The sequence below is a fragment of the Argonema antarcticum A004/B2 genome (assembly GCF_023333585.1).
In the GTDB taxonomy this organism is placed as follows: domain Bacteria; phylum Cyanobacteriota; class Cyanobacteriia; order Cyanobacteriales; family Aerosakkonemataceae; genus Argonema; species Argonema antarcticum.
Genome location: NZ_JAIQZN010000004.1, coordinates 117,689 through 135,658 on the forward strand (window position 1 = coordinate 117,689; position 17,970 = coordinate 135,658).

The window sequence follows — 17,970 nt, forward strand, 5'->3', positions numbered from 1 at the left end:
GCGATCGTGCCTAGAAGGCGTAGTGCCGGTAACGTTTCGCGTCGGGGTGACCCTTCACGAGGGCTGTGAGTCTGAATTAGCGTTTAAATACGCTTCGATCGCCTCGGTTGCTAACTCAACGACAGGCTTGCCTTGACTGACGGCAATTTCCTTAAGACGTTGATAAACATCATCGCGAACTGTGACGCGACGCCGAATTTTAGTAACAGCAGCTGTGGTTTCCGAAGGTGTCTCCGAAAGTGTCTCGACTATAGTCTCGCCCATAAAAGAAGAAGCAGAATGACCGTTGGTTAACTCTAGCGTAACTGGCGCTGATTCGTAGGTAGCAGTAAAGGTTCTAAGCGCCTCTAAACCTACTCTATGACAAAAGTCGCCAAAACTTTCGGATTTTTCCGGCTTTTGTTGTTCTTTCTTGAAATAAACAAACAGCGGTTCTAAGGTTGCTTCGAGATTCTGGATATCCAACTTCTCGATGTAAGGTTCTGCCAAACGAGTCTGATGGGGGTCAGCACCCAGCCAAAGTTGGTAAACGTTTGGAGATCTGCCGACGAAGCCGAGTTCGGCCAGATAAGGACGAGCGCAGCCGTTGGGGCAACCTGTCATCCGCACGACGAAGTGTTCTTCTGACAATCCTACTTTGACTAGCAGGGCCCGAATTCGCTCCAGGATACCGGGCATAGCTCGTTCCGATTCGGTGGTTGCCAAACCGCACGTGGGTAGCGCAGGACAAGCCATTGAGTAACGCACGAGCGGGTCGAGTTCTGACTCCATTTTGACACCGCTGCGATCGAGAATCTGCTGAATTTCCCGCTTCTGCCCTGGTGCGATATCGCAGATAATCAGATTTTGATGGGGTGTCAGGCGAATGGGCAGCTGAAATTTCTGTACTATTTCCCGCAGGGCGCTTCTGAGTTTCAGGTTGCCTTCATCTTTGACGCGGCCATTTTCGATCGAAATCCCCACAAAAAGCTTGCCATCTCCCTGTTCTTGCCAACCCAGGAAGTCTAGATATTTCCATTCTGGCAGCGGCTTTAAGGGTTGGATCTGTTTGCCAAAGTAGCCTTCTACTGTAGTGCGGAATTTATCGACGCCCCAGTCTTCGAGCAGATATTTCATCCGCGCATGACGCCTGTCGGTGCGATCGCCATTATCTCGCTGTGTGGCTACGATCGCTTTCACCAAGTCATAGACATCTTCCTTCGCCACATAGCCAATTGCATCCGCTAGACGCGGGAAAGTCTCTTCTTTATTGTGGGTGCGTCCCAGTCCGCCACCGGCGAAAACGTTAAATCCCTCTAACTCTCCCCGGTTATTGGTAATTACCACTAAACTGAGGTCTTGAGAGAACAGGTCAACCGAATTATCTCCCGGCACGGTGACGCTACACTTGAACTTCCGGGGCATATAGTTAGGGCCGTAAATCGGCTCTTCCTTTTCCTCGAAGTTAGTGCCTTTGTCGTTGCGCTGCCTTGCGGCTACTGCTTCTGGGTTTTCTTCCCCAGTGACAAATTTTTCCCCATCCAACCAAATTTCGTAGTAAGCGCCAGTCTGAGGAGTTAGCAAGTCAGCGATGTTGTCTGCGTACTCCCAGGCATATTTATATTCCTGGCTATTCTTAAAGGGTGCCGGTGGTGCCATGACGTTGCGGTTAAGGTCGCCGCAAGCCCCCAAAGTTGACCCCATACTTTTGATGATCGCAGCGAGTGTGGCTTTGAGATTTTTCTTTAAAATGCCGTGCAGCTGAAACCCTTGACGGGTGGTTACTCGTAGGGTATTGTTTCCATATTCCCCGCTCAGCCGATCCAGGGTAAGATACAGCTGCGGCGGAATGAAGCCGCCCGGACTGCGGGTACGCAGCATGAACTGATAGTCCTTCTCCTGACCCTTAACCCGATTATCGCGGTTGTCCTGCTGGTAAGACCCGTGAAACTTTAGAATCTGAGTGGCGTCTTCGGTGAAACTATTCGTGTCTTGCAGTATCTCAGTGGCAACGGGTTCCCGCAAATAATTACTGCGTTCTTTAAGTCCTTCCACTTTGGAAAGCTTGGGAACCGGAGGAGTTTGAGTCGGAGTCTGGGTCATGGGAACTGTGAGTGCGAGTTTAAATTATGTATTTTAACCAGGTGTTCGTTGCCGCCACAGACTGATTGGATGGTTGAACCCTGATTTTGTGAAGACCGATATTCCGGTCGGAATTATGCACAATACCATAATTTTAACACGATTAAAAGCTGGGGCTTTGGATTTTTGGATGAAAGGATTTTGAATTGGGTGCGGTGATAAGCTAACACGCATCTAATTCGGATATTTCTAATCCGGCAATCAAACCTTCAATTCCTCTCCCACTCCCCCACTCCCCCACTCTCCCACTCCCGCTAAACATACAAATTAAATGCGTAGCAGCTTATGTAGTTGGTTGGCAGAAAGAGTCCTCCTTGTCCCCGATCGGCACCTTACCATAAATAGTAAAGATTTATTAAGCAATGTCAATAAATCTTGCAATGATTCTCATAAAAGTTCATAATCAAATTTGAACAGAAATGTTGAGCTATGTTCTTAACCCTACCCATAACGCAAGTTTGGGTACAGTTAGCGAAACCAATATAATTGCTTAGCATCCTTGTTTTCGATACAATCTTTCTCAGTACAGCATTAAGTTGGCACGACGCACAAGTTTTTGTTTCACGGGAGTGTTCGAGGGCAAAAATTCCCAAGACACGCTGAGAACGCCAGTTTTTCCGGTAACGCTAAATTTATTAGCGAAAAAATACCTAACTATAATATTTGATTTAGTTAGGGTGCGTTCAATTAAAAGACTCACTTCTTTTAGTCCACTCGCTAATTTTCAGGAGTATTGGCAATGTTTGGTTTTATCAAAAACTTTTTTGGCGGAATATTAGGCTTTTTTGGTGGCATTTTTAGCTTCGGGAAATCCAAGAAGCAAGACAAATCAAACGCTCTAAAAACTCGTAAGGGTGGATACTACCTAGAATTGGATGAATCGCAAGTCCCTAAGACAGATAATGGGAGTAAACCTGCTGCCGCCAAGGCAGTGAAAACAGAGTCAGAGCCAGCGCCAAAGCCAGAACCGGCTAAAACTCCAGCCGCAGTAGCTACAGCTGCACCTGCTAAAGTGGAATCAGCGCCAAAGCCGGAACCAGCAAAAGCAGCTGCACCCGCAGCCAGTGCTAACGGAAAAAAAGAACCCCAGGCAAAACCGACATTTGCTGCCAATGATTTGTCTATTGTCTCAAACACAAACGGTCGCCGACGTCCGGGTGCTAATATGAACTCGTTCCTGGATATGGCTCGTCAGGTGAAAACCTCTAGTGCAGCGCGGCAGAAATAACCCCCCAGTTCATAAGTAGTTAAATGCCTGAAACTCAAAGGATTTTTGACTTTTGAATGAGTGACTTTTGACTTCCGCTCTTCGGCACTAGGTAGGGCTTGAGGGAAAATATCTGAGGAAGACTAGACCGCTATACAATTGGAAGGCTGGGTCCCAGTGGGAGTCAGCCCTCCTCAACAGCTCGATGTGGGATGGAAGACGGTCTAAAAGTTCTGTTCGATCGAGCGCTGTCTCGGCAAACTGGGTGAAATCAGACAAGAGTTTGGCGTGAGGCAGTTGAGAATTGAGGAACTCGATTAAGCGGTTCCAGTTTCTTCTGTTAGTAGGCATATCCTCTTGAGCGGAAAAATCAATCCCCTGCTGGAACTCGTAGGCGCTATCGTAAATTCGCAAAATGGAACGCCTGCTGGGTAGGTGCAGGTCGCAAAATTGGGAGTAGTCTTGGGTTTGTACTTTGCGTTCCAATCTCTTGAGAAAGTCGTGATCGACGACTTCTTCAAAGATTGGTAACCGTGCTTGGATAACTTGGCGTACTTCGCTCCATTGAAAGCCAAAGGAACCCATCTGATTTTTGTCGTTGTAGCAAACGACAGTGGGTTGGGGAGAGAGTGACTGGAAATGGCTGACGCGAAAAATGTTGATTTTTTGAATATCAGCTAGTGTTGCACAAAAGTTGGGTATTTTTGCACTGAGCAATTCTTGAGCGTAAAGTCGCAGTTCTCCGATCGCACCTGTACGATATAGCCGCCAACCTCGACTCGGTAGTAGTAGCCGCGCTTTGTATGGATCGAGGTTCATAATCCGGGCAAAACTTTTGGCGGCTTGGGTTTTGGCTTCGCTGTCGATCGGTTCTAAAATTAAGACGCCTAATTGAGTATTGTTGGGGTCGGTTTTAGCTTGGACGATCGCTTCTTGGCGTCGTTGTTTTTCATTTTTTTCCAGACGCTGCAATCCTTGGCGAGATCCAGCCATAATCTTGGCGATCGTTGTGCTACACAGCAGCTGGCGATAAGTTTTTTCTGCCGCTTCTGATTTGCCAGTTACTTCGTGCAGGCGTGCGATGTAAAATTGCACCCAAGGGTTTTCGGGCGATTCTTTGACCAGTTGTTTGAGTAAGCGGGCTGCTTCTCGATAATCTTTGCTCTCAAACGCTGCTGCGACTCGATCGATCATGGCTTAAAAAAGTATATAAAAAGGTGGGTTGTTTGCTGATTTACGCTTTACCCTTCTTTCTTCATTATTGTTCCCATTTCTGAGGTTCCTGCTACCAGGGACAGGGCGACAATCGGTGCAAGTACGGCTGTAAGGATGCGGCGACCGAGAGAAACTGGTTGGAAAGAGGCGGCGCAAGCTTTTTCTATCTCTGCATCTGTCCATCCTCCCTCTGGCCCGGTGGCGATCGTTAGTGCTGTTAGTGCTGAGTGGGGAGTGGGGAGTGCTGAGTGCTGAGTGCTGAGTGGGGAGTGGGGAGTGGGGAGTGGGGAGTGCTGAGTGCTGAGTGCTGAGTGCTGAGTAGGGAGTGCTGAGTGGGGAGTGTGGATTAGGCAATCGAGTAAATGGGGATAGTCGCCACGCGCAACGCAGATATATTGGGAAGTGGGGACTGGGGAATTCTCCTCTACAGCACTGTTTGATTCTTGACAAAATGCTAAAGCTGTGTTGTAAGAAACGGGATCGAGAATTGTTGGCACAATTTGGCGTTCTGATTGTTCGGCTGCTTCAGTGACAATCCGCCGCCAGCGTTCTAGTTTTTGGGGGCTGGGTTTGAGCAGGGTGCGATCGCTTATTGTCGGTATTATACAAGTTACCCCCAGTTCTGTAACCTGACGGACAACATCGTCAAATCCGTTTCCTTTCGGCAAGGCTACCATGAGGGTGACGGCTACTGGTAACTCAGTTTGGACAGAAATCGGCTCTAAGATTTCCGCTTGCTCTCCTTGTAGTTTAGCCAACCACCATTGTCCTTGTCCGTTCATGGCAATAAAGCGATCGCCTGTTTCCAACCGCAACACTCGACTGAGGTAGTGCTGTTGCGGCGCAGTTAGGGAAATTTGCCGATCTTGGAGTTGGGAGGGTGCGATCGCCAACCGTTGCAACTGAGTCAATCTATATCTCCAGAGCTATCAAAATTTAATCTTAAAATAAACAAATATTAACTTTCATATACTAACCTATCTATTGGTTGTGAGGGATTAGTCTTGGAAGTTCTTAAAGCTGTTTTATCAGCGTTATTTTTGCTGCTAATGGGAGATTTTATCTCCACATTTCTTTATCATGTTCCTGAGCATATTTTTGGTAAATTTCATACCTTAGTTCATCACGGTCAGAAGCATCGCAGCTTCATTTATTATGCTGTAATAACCAGGAATCCGCTAGTTCTGATTCATGGATTTCTGGGTGTACTTCCTTATTTAATTTTTTTACCCTGGCTTTGGCAGATATCTCCTGGTGGAACTATTATGGGACTTTTGGTAGCTGAACTCCATGTTTTGTGGAGGCATATTCCTATAACTGAAGATAAGAGATCTAAGATTATTGAACGCCTCTGCAATTTTTTGTATATCACAACTCCTGAGCGGCATTGGCTTCATCACAAGAATGCAAATGTTGCTTATGGAGATATTTTTACATTTTACGATAAACCCGCGCAAAAATGGTTGAGATTTTTGGGTTACTTAAGAGAAAAAAGTTTACTGGTTTGGGAGTTGGTTAAGTGCGATCGCGCAGGATCTCCCTTGTCTCCATTAAAACCTGTCCCAGCATATTTTTGCCACTGCCATCAGCCCCGCAACCCCAGTAGTAATCGATCGGTGAATTTTCGACTATGGGTTCATCGCCTGTGGAGACTAGCACTTCGCGGATGTCGGCATGAGTCTCGAATTTTCGCAGCACTGCTTGCCGCATGATATCATCTTTTACATCATTCCAATCGGGACGGAGGGGACGAGTGCGATCGCGTCCCATTGTCGCTGCATCTTTTGGCGTTTTCACCTGGCGAATTTGCTCTACGTGCGGTGTTCCGACAAATTTTTGTGCTTGAAAATAGTGTTCGCTGGTGGGCCAATAAACGCCATCCAACTCAAAGCCGTGGGCTGAAAAGTTGGAGAAACAGCCGTATTCTTCGCGAGTGCTGTAAAAGTAAATAGCCATACCATCGCCTTTCTAATGAGAAAACACTGGCCTGAGTCGTTTTTAACCTGCTCTCAATCCTAACTCAGGGCATGGCAGATAGACTATAAATTTTACACTCAAATGCCGTAATTGTCAACAAAGGTTAGGCAGATTTTTTAGCGGTATATTGGGAATGAACAGCAGCTTATCAAAAGATAATGAGTTTAGCCAAGCCAATAGGTCGCCAAAAAGAGGTACTCTGCTTGCCAGCACAGGGACATTTTGCTGTCTTGGGAACTGCGGGTAGTGGTAAGACAACACTTGCCATTTTACGATCGGCTTATCTTGCTGAGCCAACGACCGACCATCACGGCAAGACGCTATTAGTAACATTCAATCGGGCACTGGTTACGTACCTAAGACACCTCAAAGACCGCCGTCTTGACGATGTTTCTATCGAAAACTACCACACCTTTGCTAGGGGCTATCTTGCGGTTCGTAATCAAATGTCTCGTAATCATCGTAATCAAATTCTCAGCGATCCCGATCGCCGTGAGGCATTGATTGAGCAATCTGTAAACAGGATTTCAAGACGTTACAAATCTCATCCTCTTCTAGACCATTCTATAGATCTGTTTTCAGCAGAACTCGGCTGGATGGCACAACATGGGATTACAACCTATGAAGCATATAAAGAAGTTGAGCGTGTAGGGCGTGCTGATGCCCGTATAGATCGTGGACATAGGGAGCTAGTGTTTGAAATCTACCAGATGTATCGATCTTTACGGGAATCAGAGGGGTACAAGTACGACTGGGACGATATTTCTACTGCTGTTTGTAGAGAATTTGATAATGATAACTCGCCACGCCTTTATAGGCATATTGTAATTGATGAGGGGCAAGACTTTTCGCCAGAAATGATCCGTTCCCTAGCTAAAGCTATTCCTCCAAATGGTTCGCTAACATTTTTTGGAGATGTGGCACAACAGATATATGGACATCGTATGTCCTGGCGATCGGCAGGACTAAATATTGATAAGGTTTGGGAGTTTAAAGAGAATTATAGGAATACCAAGCAAATTGCCAAACTTGGACTGGCTATTTCACAGATGCCATACTTTAAAGGTGTTCCCGATCTCGTAGAACCAATTTCGCCACCGGCTGACGGCCCTTTGCCAACTGTAGTTAAGTGTTCGTCTATGGAGGAGGAAATCAAGTTTATCATTTTACAAGCTGTCAGACTAGCAAGGTCGCAGAGTGTGGCAATTCTTTTTCGCGATCGACAAGATGAAAAGCTTATCAAACCACATCTACCAAAGGAAAGTATTCGTCTGCATCGAGAGATGACTACTTGGCAAGCTGGGCCTGGTATCCGATATGGCACTTATCATTCTGCAAAGGGTCTTGAGTTTGATACGGTAATGCTGCCATTTTGCAACAATAAACGATTACCACACCCAGAAGCAGTAGCAGCCTTCGGTCAAAAAGATGCAACTATCCAAGATGGACGGTTGTTGTATGTTGGTGTTACACGCGCTAAAATACGCCTCATCGTAACTTATAGCGGAGAAATTACCTGCCTTCTACCAACCGATTCGATTCTTTATGAGAGCTTGAGCCGATGATTCCTGCAATTCAGCGTGAAGTTGAACGTCGTAAAATAACCCGGATATGTCACTTTACACCCTCCCGCAATTTGGTTCACATTTTAACGGGAACAACCGGAATTTTGGCAACAAAAAAGTTAGAATTAAATGAGCGAAGTGTTTTTACACAAACAGATGTAGAACGCTTAGATAGGCATGAAAATTACATCTGTTGTTCGATTGAATATCCCAACTTATGGTACTTTGATAAGGCAAAATCTAAAGACATATTATTCAAGGAATGGGTTGTTCTATTCATCAACCCTGAGTACCTATGGTTGTCTGGTACTCGTTTCTGTCCGCGAAATGCTGCTTCGGCTTACGGTAGGAGCATCGGAGAGGGTGAGGAGGCATTCTTGGCAATGTTTGCTCCGTCCATTACAGGAGCTTATGGGAAAACTTTTACTCGTTTATTTGCTCATTTAAGTTGTTGTCCAACGGATAACCAAGCTGAGGTGCTAATACCAGATCAAATAGGAATGAATGACATTTTAGCGATCGCCGTGCCAACTGAAACGCAGGCAAAAAGAGAAGCAACACGCCTTCACATTCTGGGCGTACCGGAAGATAGCTACAATTTATTAATAGCACCAGACATATTTGAGAAGCATACTTTAAGCAAATTGATTCGCGCAGGTAAGCGACCCAAAGAAACACCTTGGACACCGAGGGATGAACCATGAACAATGAAGATAGTAACAAAATTAATAGGGTTTCGCTGATAACAAAAGGCCAAGGCGCATTTCTTGGAGCGGCTGTTGGTGATGCACTAGGATGGCCCCAGGAACCGGAAGCGAAGAGAGTTGATAAGAAGACTGGTTCGACCGCAGAATATTTAAGCAATGGATTCCAACAATGGGTAAGGAAATCAGGGGGTCAATATTACCCACATGAGGAGGTAATCCTTGCAGGGGAATATAGTGACGATACTCAATTGATTCTAAGTACTGCTCGAAGCCTGCTTTACGGTCAACAGTGGTTTCATCACCTAACTCAGCGGGAGTTACCGACCTGGACTTGTTACGAAAGAGGCGGTGGTGGGGCTACAAAACGTGCAGCAAAGGAATGGCTAAATGGAATAGAGCCTTGGTCTTCTCCTAAGAACAAAAAGCAATACTTTGATGCTGGCGGTAATGGTGTGGCAATGCGTATTCTGCCCCACTGTCTGTTAGGTGCCACAGAAAGCAATTTTGAAAAGATTGCTAAAAATATTATTGCTAATGGTGTCTGTACCCACGGTCATCCTAGAGCTTTAGTTGGAGCGCTTGCTTACGGTTTTGCAGTTTGGGTAGCATTCCGAGAAACAGGTACTCTTCAATACGGTGCAATTATTGAGCAAGTGCTGTCAGGAGTTAATTGTTGGTCAGTGATACCGGATTTAGATGATATCTGCCCGACTTGGAAACTTTCAGCTAGAGAATTAAATGCAGGACAGTATAAAAAGCATTGGCAAGTGACAGTCGAGGAAATGTTGCAGCTTCTTAAGCAGTGTCAGGAGGCAATGAAGCAGGGTGCGCTTTCAGTGGAGCGGGAAGTTCTTACTAAAATGGGATGCTTTGATAAAAATATTAAGGGTGCTGGAACAGTAAGCGCTGCTGCTTCGATATTTCTGGCATCACGCTATGCAGCAGATCCCTTACATGGTCTTTTAGAAGCAGGATTTGCTCACGGCGCTGACACTGATACCATTGCTTCAATGACAGGTGGAATTCTTGGGGCTATAGCGGGAATTGAATGGTTAGGAAACTATGCGGAACAAGTTCAAGATGCTACCTACATTAGAGGCTTGGCAGAACATTTAGCAAAAAATCAAGGCACTTGTAAAACTAAACAAGCAGATAATATCAAGACTACAAAACCGCATCTTGATTCATTACTGGAAAAAATTGAGATATCGAAAGATTGTGATACTGTCCTGATTCCAGATGGAAGAGAGGCGCAGATATCTGCAACTCAAAATCATCATTCTTCAGCTAAATCCACAGTAGCGGTTTCCAGGAAACTAACTACTGCTGATGGTCAGTCTTTGTATATAAAAAAAGTATCACGAACAAAAAATGACGCATATATTAAGACTGAAACGTCTAATATTGCAACAGATAATAATTTGCATGAAATTGAGTTGCAACCAGTCAAGGTTGTTAACAGCGCAGTGAAGTTACCAGTTCGCAACATGACCAAAGCACGTTTTTTTTATGAAAAAGTTTTAGGGCTAAAAGTAGAAAAGGAATCAAAGGCCATAGTGAGATGTGATTGCATTGTATTAGTGCCATCAGATTACCAAAAAAACCATATGTACTCATCGCCAAATTTGATTCCCAACACGAGTACAACTATCTACATTGAACTTGAATCATTAGACGAAGCTCACAATAATGTGCGTCAGTTTGGCTCTAAAATTTTAAAACCGATTTCTGAAAGGCGCGGCAGGCGCTTCTTTACCTGTCTAGATCCTGATGGGAACGCTGTTGAAATCTTTGAGGTGGACTTTTAATCGAGAATTGATCGAAAATTGCTGCTCCCCAGCCCCTCTGCCCCTCTGCCCCTCTGCCCCTGTCCTCCCTGCTTCACGCTTAGTATCCTCAGATCCAAGCTACCCACGCTAAAAATGGAGCCATAATTCGGTATCATATAAAGCTGTCTTGTCTGCATGAAAGATACCTTCAGCTGTTCACACCTTCGGAGATACCAGTATGGATACCCTCAAAGTCGTTGTCTATGTCGTTGTCCTGTTCTTCGTTAGCTTATTCGTCTTCGGATTCTTGTCTAACGACCCCGCCCGGAACCCCAAACAGCGCGATATGGAATAGACTGCGACTGGAAAAAATATGCCTTAAGGCCGTCTGGGCGAGGCATTCCTCGCCCGCACAGCCTCAAACGCGGAAAAAATGCGTCTGGGCTGTTAATCCGCTTCATAGTCTTAGAAAATGCCCTACGCAGTTCCGCCGTCCGAACCGCCCGCGATAATTCGCCAATTGTCAGCAGTCAGCACTCAGGAGTCAGCAATCAGTTCCCAAGAACCGACAACTGACAACCCACTACTGACAACTGACAAGCCGTTGGCACTCAGCAGTCAGGAGTCCAAAGAACTGACAACTGACAACTTAGTCTTGTCACCTGCTGCCCATGAAAACATCGCAGCAACAATACTGGCGACGCCCCCGCTGCCAGAAACAGAATCTTTGCCCGATCGAATCAGTGCAGGAAAAAGCGCTGCTATGTTGGGTTCGCCTTTGAATGTGGTAGTACCATCCCAGGCTACTACTAGCAATATCGTTTCCGAAGTGGAATGGAGTTCTTTGGCAATGCCTGGGAACGAGGGAAAACAGATAGCCGAAGTAAACTCGGTGTCTGCTTTTGCTGCTGTTGATGAAATATTGGGATCTGGGAAATCTGAAGATGTGGGAATTTCCTACTTTACTTTGCGGGATACCAAACTGACGCAAACGTCAAGAGATAGACCCACCGATTTTCTTGAAGAACTGGAACCTTCACCTACGCCAGAACAGGAAATCTTACCGGCAGAGCATATTGGCCGCACGATCGGCACTCTGCGAAACAGACGCCAAAACCAAAGGCGACCATCTCAAAATAGGACATCTCAAAATAGACCGCAGTCGCCAACTACAGGGACACCTGTAAACATTCCCCCGACGGTGGGGGTGGTAGAACTGTTTGCAGACCGTCTGGAGTACGATACCGTGCGGCAAATCTTCACGGGTGTGGGCAATGTGGAGATGCGCTATCAGGGAGGGGTGCTGACTGGCGATCGCGTCCAGGGAAATTTGGTCAATCGAGTGGCGGTTGCTGAAGGCACTGCGGCGTTCCGGCGCGGTCAGCAGGAACTGCGCGGTCAGCGGATCGTGTATAACTTTGTCCAAGATAGCGGCAACATTAGGAACGGCACTGGGGAGATCTTTTTACCAAGCACCGGCACCGATTTAGCTTTTAATTTACCAAACACGGGGGTAGTTCCTCCCGTTGTAGCAGAACGACCTTTGAGCGATCGCCTCCTGGCAGGTCAAGCACAACAAGTCACCAATACTGGTGGGCTAAACTTGGTGTTCGGCGGCACCAGACCGGGTAGCGGTTTACCGTCGGCGCAAAGGGGTGGATTAATCCAGCGAGTACGCTTTGAAGCTGAGAATATTGACTTTTATCCTAGAGGCTTAAGAGCCAGAAATGTTCGGTTTACCAATGACCCGTTTTCGCCGCCGGAACTGGAAATACGGGCTGACCAAGCGATCGTAACGCGGGTGTCACCCTTGCGGGATGAGGTAGCCCTGACTCGCCCTCGTTTGGTTTTCGATCAAGGTTTGGCACTGCCAATTCCGCGATCGCGCTATGTGTTCGATCGCACCGAACGCGAACCGCCGATCGTCCAATTTGGCTATGATGCGCGAGAACGGGGTGGCGTCTTCATCTATCGGAATTTTGAGGTATACAGAAGCGATCGAATTAGATTTTCACTCACGCCGCAGTTTTTTCTTCAACGGGCAATATCTGAAGGTTTTGGCAACCCCCCCGAACTCTTCGGTATCAGAGCAAGGTTCAGCGCCACCGTTGGCCCGCGTACCTTAATTGGGGCAGCTGCGGTTGTCAACAACTTCGGTTCAGAAGAAATTGCAGAGAAAATACGGGCCAGTACAAGGTTGGTTCAAGTAATCGGCGACACCAGGAACCCCCACAGACTAACGCTGGAATATAGTTACCGCGATCAGCTTTTCAACGGCTCTCTGGGATATCAAACCGTGCAACAATCTCTAGGCGGTGTGCTGACTTCCCCCGTGTTTCCTTTGGGGAAAACGGGTGCCATCCTTACCTATCAGGTTGGGGCTCAGTATATCAATGCCGATACCGATCGCGTGGCATTGCTTGCACCCGTGCGGACAAACAACCGCACTGACTTAGGTCGTTTCCAGACTAGCGTTTCTGTCAGTCGCGGTATCAGTCTGTGGCGAGGACAAGCTTTACCGGCTACACCTTCACAGGGTTTGCGATACACGCCGGTTGCAGTGGTTCCTTTTATTTCCTTAATTCCCAGCGTCAGCGGTACTACCAGTTTATACACCAACGGGGAAACCCAAAACACTTTCACTGGCACTCTTTCGCTTGTTGGACAATTCGGTCATTTTTCCCGGCCTTTTCTGGACTACACTGGCTTTAATGTCCGCTTCACGCGGGTGTTTAGAAATGGTGAGTCGCCTTTCTTTTTCGATCGCGTTGTTGATGAGCGAGTCTTTTCTTTTGGTGTCACTCAGCAACTTTATGGCCCGGTTAGAATTGGTTTTCAAACAGCGATTAATTTGGATACCAATAAAAGTATCAGCACCGATTATTTTTTGGAATACAGTCGCCGCACTTACGGGATTACTTTGCGCTACAACCCAGAATTGCAGCTGGGTGCCATACTGTTTCGCGTGAGCGATTTCAATTGGAATAATGGCGGGGAACCTTTCGGTGGTTCTGGAGTGCGCTTTGTCGATTTTGGTGTGATCCAAGATTATTAGTAGTAGCCGTGGACTCAAGTCCACGGCTAATAGCTAAAGTCCACTTAAGTGGAGTGGAAGATCGATCCCAAATCCCAAAACCCAAAATTGCTAAATATAGCAACTTTAGGGCGATTAAGGCAACTCCAACTGTTACATGAAGTCCATAATCCCTTACTTCGTCAAGCTTTTTCCCTCTTCCCTCAACGCTCGCCCCTAGCAAGAAAGTCCCTAGCTATAACTCCTATTCGCTTACTAACTCACTAGGTTCTCCAGGATAAAAACAATCGTCTAGAATCTCCATTAAGTTGTAGGGACAATTGAGCGGAAAGGTTTGCTTTGGCAAGTCAGTTTCTCCCATTGCTAAATCTCTGCTATTTTGATATGATTCTAACAGAGCATCTTCCAAATAAGACTTTAGGCTTGGGTTATCTTTTAGCAGTCGTAATGTATCTCGGCGCTGCACGCGAATCGTGGCTAGCCAACTGCGGCTACGGCGTTGTGATTGATACTCCCATTTCAGTAAATGTCCGATTAGCAAACTCAAACGATTTCGCAGTTCTTGGCGTTGTTGTTTGCCCAAACATTCAATCTCCTCTATCAAATTTACCAGGTCAAGCTCGTTCCACTGACGATCGCGTAGTAAGGCGGCTTGTGCTTGCGTCCAACCATAGAAATCTGTTTCGTAGAGGCTTGGTGCAGGTTTGGCTGTGACTGGGTTAGTTTTCGGTACGTACATCTAGATTTTCTAACCTCAATATTAATAAATTTACTTTCTACCTGTTAAAATCTGCTGCAATGTTTTCCCTACTTTCACTATTACTTCTTCCAGCCACAACATAGCCGTATCGAGCCATTCTAATATTAGCTCTAATGGGTGCTTTACATATCCTGCTGGCTTGGCTTTAATTTCTATCCAATCTGCGGAAGGATCGTAAGATTTGCGTCCGCCTCTGTTAGTCTTCGCGGTTGGAACTGGCATTGCATCCGAAACCCGATCGGCCCTTTTCTCCCGCGCAGATTTGACAGCATTTTGTTGGGATAATTGACTTTTGGAATGGGAAGTGTTACTATTAACAGTACGGCTATTATTTGGGCGAACTCCCGCATCTGAATTTAAATTATTTCCAAGCCTCTCTCCTTTTTTAGATCGAGATTGAGAAGGATGAGATTCAGATTGTCTCACAATTGGTTGCTTAGGTTTCAGACCCCGATTGATTCGGTTCGGAATATTATTGCCAGCACCAATGTTCGTTTCTTCAGACATTGGGAGAGAAGCAGGGGTAGGCAGTTGGCGTAAGTTTTGGGATGTCTTGGTTACAGAATCGCCAAAGAGATCGTTTGGCGTTAGCCAGGGTTCTTCACTGGTTTGTTTAGTTTGGGAATCGGGTCCGATCGTCTGCGTTTCCAACCACAGATCGGATAAGAATTTAGTCCAGTTAAATGGGAATCGCTTCCTTGACTGTTCGCCATCAGAACCGATAATTAGTGGAGTTACAGGTTGTTCTTCTGAAGAAGTAAGATTTAGTGTTGTTTGGTCAGGTAATTTTACGGCCCGATCGGCCCCAAAAAAGTAATCAACCGCTGCCTTAATTAAAGCTTTAATTTTGAACTGACGCGCTTGAAAATCATCGATATCAACATTTTGCACATCGCTGACCGTCAGATGAGAATCAATCAAGCGAGTTTTTACCAATTGCAGGAATTCCTGACTGCGATGCGCCACAGATGCAGTTACTTCTGTTACCACTGCTAGATTACCAGATTCCAGTTCGGCAATCCTGCGATCGAGGCTATAAATGAAAGATGGAACAGCAATTTCTGCTGATGACTGGACAAGAGTAGGCGTTACCTCGACATTTTCATTGTTTTCTTGGTATATCGCCTCATGTGCTGGATGTTTTGCCGATGCGATCGCAGACTCTTCAATCCTAAGTTGTAACTCCTGACTCTTGACTTTTAATTCCTGACCTTTTAGTTTTAACTGCTGAGTTCTAGTTTCCAGATTTACAAGTAAGGTTTCTTCTTCAAACAGATTGACGAGAGTGGCGACAGGTCCGGTTTGCACCCAAGTCATCAGTTTTCGGAACAAGCGAAGTGGTGCTAAAAGATTTGGGCGGTCTTCTAAAAGTGAAAGTTGATTGATAACTTTTGTTTTAGCATTTTGAGCTACCAACTGGTCATGCAAGTAGCTAGGTATTTCAAACCTAATTTGCTTGAAGACTTCTTGCTGCTGTTGGGTAGTCAAAATGTCCAGAATTTCATTGTCAGCGGTAACCAGTACCAAAGTTCGCGTCTCAAGTCGCGAAGCAATTCCCTGAATTGCCAGATTTTGTTCCGTATTCCCATCTACGGCTACCTCGTCCGCAGATAAATCCACGGGTATTGAAGGATCGAACCATTCCGAGGATAATTTTTTTGTCGAACCCAAAGATAAGTTAAGGAATGCTTCGCCCTTAACCGTTTCCAGCACTCGCTGAATTGGCGTGTCAGAAGGGGGAAGATTTGAAAATGCCGAATTATTTTGCTGTAACGCTTGGTGTAGTTGCTTTCCAGCCAATCTACCCGCTTGAAATGCGAGATACACGGGGTAAAGTAGTATCTGAGCTGCCCATGTAGTACCAACTCGAATATGTCTGAATGCTAGATCGCCCTTGTCTATCAAGCGGCGGGACTGCCGGGACAAGAAATTCAATAATCTGCTGCGATAGCGACCGGCGGAAGAAGGCATAATCTTATGGAAAAAGGCTGCGTCAAATCTAATTAGGGGTCGATAGGGGCATTTCTACCCCTACCTCCCATTCAGAACCGGACGTGAGACTTTCACCTCATCCGGCTCCTCTGATTATTGGTCATTGTGATTGACACCTGCAACTACTTTTTTATCCTGTGACTTCTTCTTGTTGGTCTTCTTACTGGGAATTCCTTCGAGATTCTGTCTCTCAATATCAGTAGCTGTTTTCTCATCGTGACAATGTTTGTGAAGTAAGTCTAGATTATCGTATGTGTCCATACCGCCCTCGACTCTAGGTTTTCTGTGGTCAATTTCGGTTAAATCATCCGGGTGAAAGTATAAACCACAGTGAGAACACTTGCCTTTTTGTCTCTTAAGCAACTTTTGTTTCCTGGATGTTAAGTCATTGTACTCACTAAGGCGTTGACCCCAATAAGTCCAATCGCCATCAAAGGGACTTCTACTGTCTTGCACTTTGATATGCCTAATGATGGGTGTATCAGAATGTTTGGCTAATTTAAAACCATCTTCAGTTTCAAAATTCCACCCATTTCTCCAGTATTTGTCTTTGTTGATGCTACCTTTTCCTTTTTTTCTAGCCCAGCTTCTTAGTTTTAACCACACTTGGTAGTCGCAACTTGAGAACGTTTCCTTGGCACTGACTGGTGAGTAATAATTGCACCAACCCCTAATTATTGGATTTAATTCCTTAATTAGAACAGCTTGATGGCTGTTTTGATGTTTCTTGATTGCTTTTCCAATCTTTTCAAGATGCTTTATAACCTTCTCTTTTGTGGGCTTGATAAGGGGGTTATGTCCTAGATTTTCTTTGCAGTTCTTGGCGGCTCTATATTTGCCTACTTTGTATTGGCGTATGTTGTTGCCTAAGAAGTTGAAACCCTCTGAGGTAGTTCTAATCTTGGTTTTTGATTCATTGAGTTCCAAACCAATCTCATTTTTTGCCCATATTTCTATGACCTGTTTGAGTGCTTCGATGACTTCCTTTTGAGGATGTAGGATTACAAAGTCGTCTGCGTATCTAACCAGTTTGGGATGTATATAGCTTTTTCGATTTTCTTCCAGTTAAGCTGTTTCCAGGCTACTTTAGCCACATTAATGGGCGATTGCTGGAAACCAACCCCACTAACTGAAGTGACTATAGTTTTAACCTGTGGCATCTTTTTGCTCTTATATCATCCAATACTCAGTGTTCACGTCAGCGTATCCGTAGCCATTACAGCTAGGCTTTTGCTTCTTGAACAATCTTTCACGTTAGGGCATTGGTTGCTTTGTCAGAGTTTCCTACCTATAAATCGAATTATAGGAGCTTACTAACGCTTTACTTCGTTCCCGTTATCCATTGGTTGTTGTTTTAGAGTGTTACTTTTCACCGGGTTTCTTTTGGAAGTGTGATTAATCCTTAGCCGAGTGGTTAATCCTTTATCCTTGCCTTTTGGCTTGGGCTATTGACCCCTGCGTTGCCCATTAATAATCACGGTGATTCAGACGTAACTTCCTTGCGTACTCTTGACAACTTGCTCGCCAGTCATGAGTGTCAGGTTCACTCAGTTTCTGACTTTTCGCCCAGCTATGGTTGCCTCTTGACTGAGGGTAAGGGAGATGCTTTGACTGGACACTTCA

The 17,970-nt window shown here is 45.6% G+C and carries 13 protein-coding genes and 1 pseudogene; 7 read left to right on the forward strand and 7 right to left on the reverse strand.

The features are described from left to right. Positions 1–54: 54 nt before the first annotated feature. On the reverse strand, positions 55–2,082 hold the full coding sequence (gene sir / locus LAY57_RS02995) for a sulfite reductase, ferredoxin dependent (protein WP_249064805.1): 2,028 nt from the start codon (positions 2,080–2,082) through the stop codon (positions 55–57). Between the two features lie 778 nt (positions 2,083–2,860). On the opposite strand from sir, the gene LAY57_RS03000 reads away from it, so the two are divergent. Continuing rightward, positions 2,861–3,349 (forward strand): hypothetical protein, encoded by a 489-nt coding sequence (locus tag LAY57_RS03000; protein ID WP_249064806.1) that lies wholly within the window; start codon positions 2,861–2,863, stop codon positions 3,347–3,349. An 87-nt stretch (positions 3,350–3,436) separates the two neighbouring features. On the opposite strand, the gene LAY57_RS03005 is transcribed toward LAY57_RS03000, so the two are convergent. Both LAY57_RS03005 and LAY57_RS03010 read right to left on the reverse strand, forming a co-directional pair. Then, entirely contained in the window at positions 3,437–4,522 is a 1,086-nt protein-coding gene (locus tag LAY57_RS03005; RefSeq protein WP_249064807.1) for a tetratricopeptide repeat protein, read from the reverse strand. 47 nt (positions 4,523–4,569) lie between these two features. Continuing rightward, on the reverse strand, positions 4,570–5,454 hold the full coding sequence (locus LAY57_RS03010) for an RsmE family RNA methyltransferase (RefSeq protein ID WP_249064808.1): 885 nt from the start codon (positions 5,452–5,454) through the stop codon (positions 4,570–4,572). A gap of 138 nt (positions 5,455–5,592) precedes the next feature. On the opposite strand from LAY57_RS03010, the pseudogene LAY57_RS36125 reads away from it, so the two are divergent. Further along, positions 5,593–5,979: pseudogene (locus LAY57_RS36125) on the forward strand (sterol desaturase); the annotation flags it as partial. A 79-nt stretch (positions 5,980–6,058) separates the two neighbouring features. Here LAY57_RS36125 and ybiA read toward each other — a convergent pair. Next, entirely contained in the window at positions 6,059–6,499 is a 441-nt protein-coding gene (gene ybiA, locus LAY57_RS03015) for a riboflavin biosynthesis intermediates N-glycosidase (RefSeq protein ID WP_249064809.1), read from the reverse strand. Positions 6,500–6,678: 179 nt separating this feature from the next. Between ybiA and LAY57_RS03020 the strand changes: the two genes are divergently transcribed. From LAY57_RS03020 to LAY57_RS03040, 5 genes are all read left to right on the forward strand, one after another. Next, on the forward strand, positions 6,679–8,085 hold the full coding sequence (locus LAY57_RS03020; protein ID WP_249064810.1) for a 3'-5' exonuclease: 1,407 nt from the start codon (positions 6,679–6,681) through the stop codon (positions 8,083–8,085). Next, the gene (locus tag LAY57_RS03025; RefSeq protein ID WP_249064811.1) at positions 8,082–8,789 is read left to right on the forward strand and encodes a DarT ssDNA thymidine ADP-ribosyltransferase family protein; all 708 of its coding nucleotides are present in this window, start codon (positions 8,082–8,084) and stop codon (positions 8,787–8,789) included. Before LAY57_RS03020 ends, LAY57_RS03025 begins: the two co-directional genes overlap by 4 nt. Continuing rightward, positions 8,786–10,600, forward strand: a complete 1,815-nt coding sequence (locus LAY57_RS03030) for an ADP-ribosylglycohydrolase family protein (RefSeq protein WP_249064812.1) — start codon at positions 8,786–8,788, stop codon at positions 10,598–10,600. Before LAY57_RS03025 ends, LAY57_RS03030 begins: the two co-directional genes overlap by 4 nt. Positions 10,601–10,799: 199 nt before the next feature. Continuing rightward, positions 10,800–10,916, forward strand: a complete 117-nt coding sequence (locus LAY57_RS03035; RefSeq protein ID WP_249064813.1) for a photosystem II reaction center protein I — start codon at positions 10,800–10,802, stop codon at positions 10,914–10,916. Between the two features lie 117 nt (positions 10,917–11,033). Further along, entirely contained in the window at positions 11,034–13,616 is a 2,583-nt protein-coding gene (locus LAY57_RS03040; RefSeq protein ID WP_249064814.1) for a DUF3769 domain-containing protein, read from the forward strand. Positions 13,617–13,839: 223 nt separating this feature from the next. On the opposite strand, the gene LAY57_RS03045 is transcribed toward LAY57_RS03040, so the two are convergent. The 3 genes from LAY57_RS03045 to LAY57_RS03055 form a co-directional block, all read right to left on the reverse strand. Continuing rightward, positions 13,840–14,334 carry a DUF29 domain-containing protein gene (locus tag LAY57_RS03045; protein WP_249064815.1) on the reverse strand — a complete coding sequence of 165 codons (495 nt, stop codon included), beginning with the start codon at positions 14,332–14,334 and terminating at the stop codon, positions 13,840–13,842. Positions 14,335–14,364: 30 nt separating this feature from the next. Then, positions 14,365–16,326 (reverse strand): hypothetical protein, encoded by a 1,962-nt coding sequence (locus tag LAY57_RS03050; RefSeq protein ID WP_249064816.1) that lies wholly within the window; start codon positions 16,324–16,326, stop codon positions 14,365–14,367. 114 nt (positions 16,327–16,440) lie between these two features. Beyond that, on the reverse strand, positions 16,441–17,412 hold the full coding sequence (locus tag LAY57_RS03055; protein WP_338022346.1) for a group II intron reverse transcriptase: 972 nt from the start codon (positions 17,410–17,412) through the stop codon (positions 16,441–16,443). Positions 17,413–17,970 lie beyond the last annotated feature (558 nt).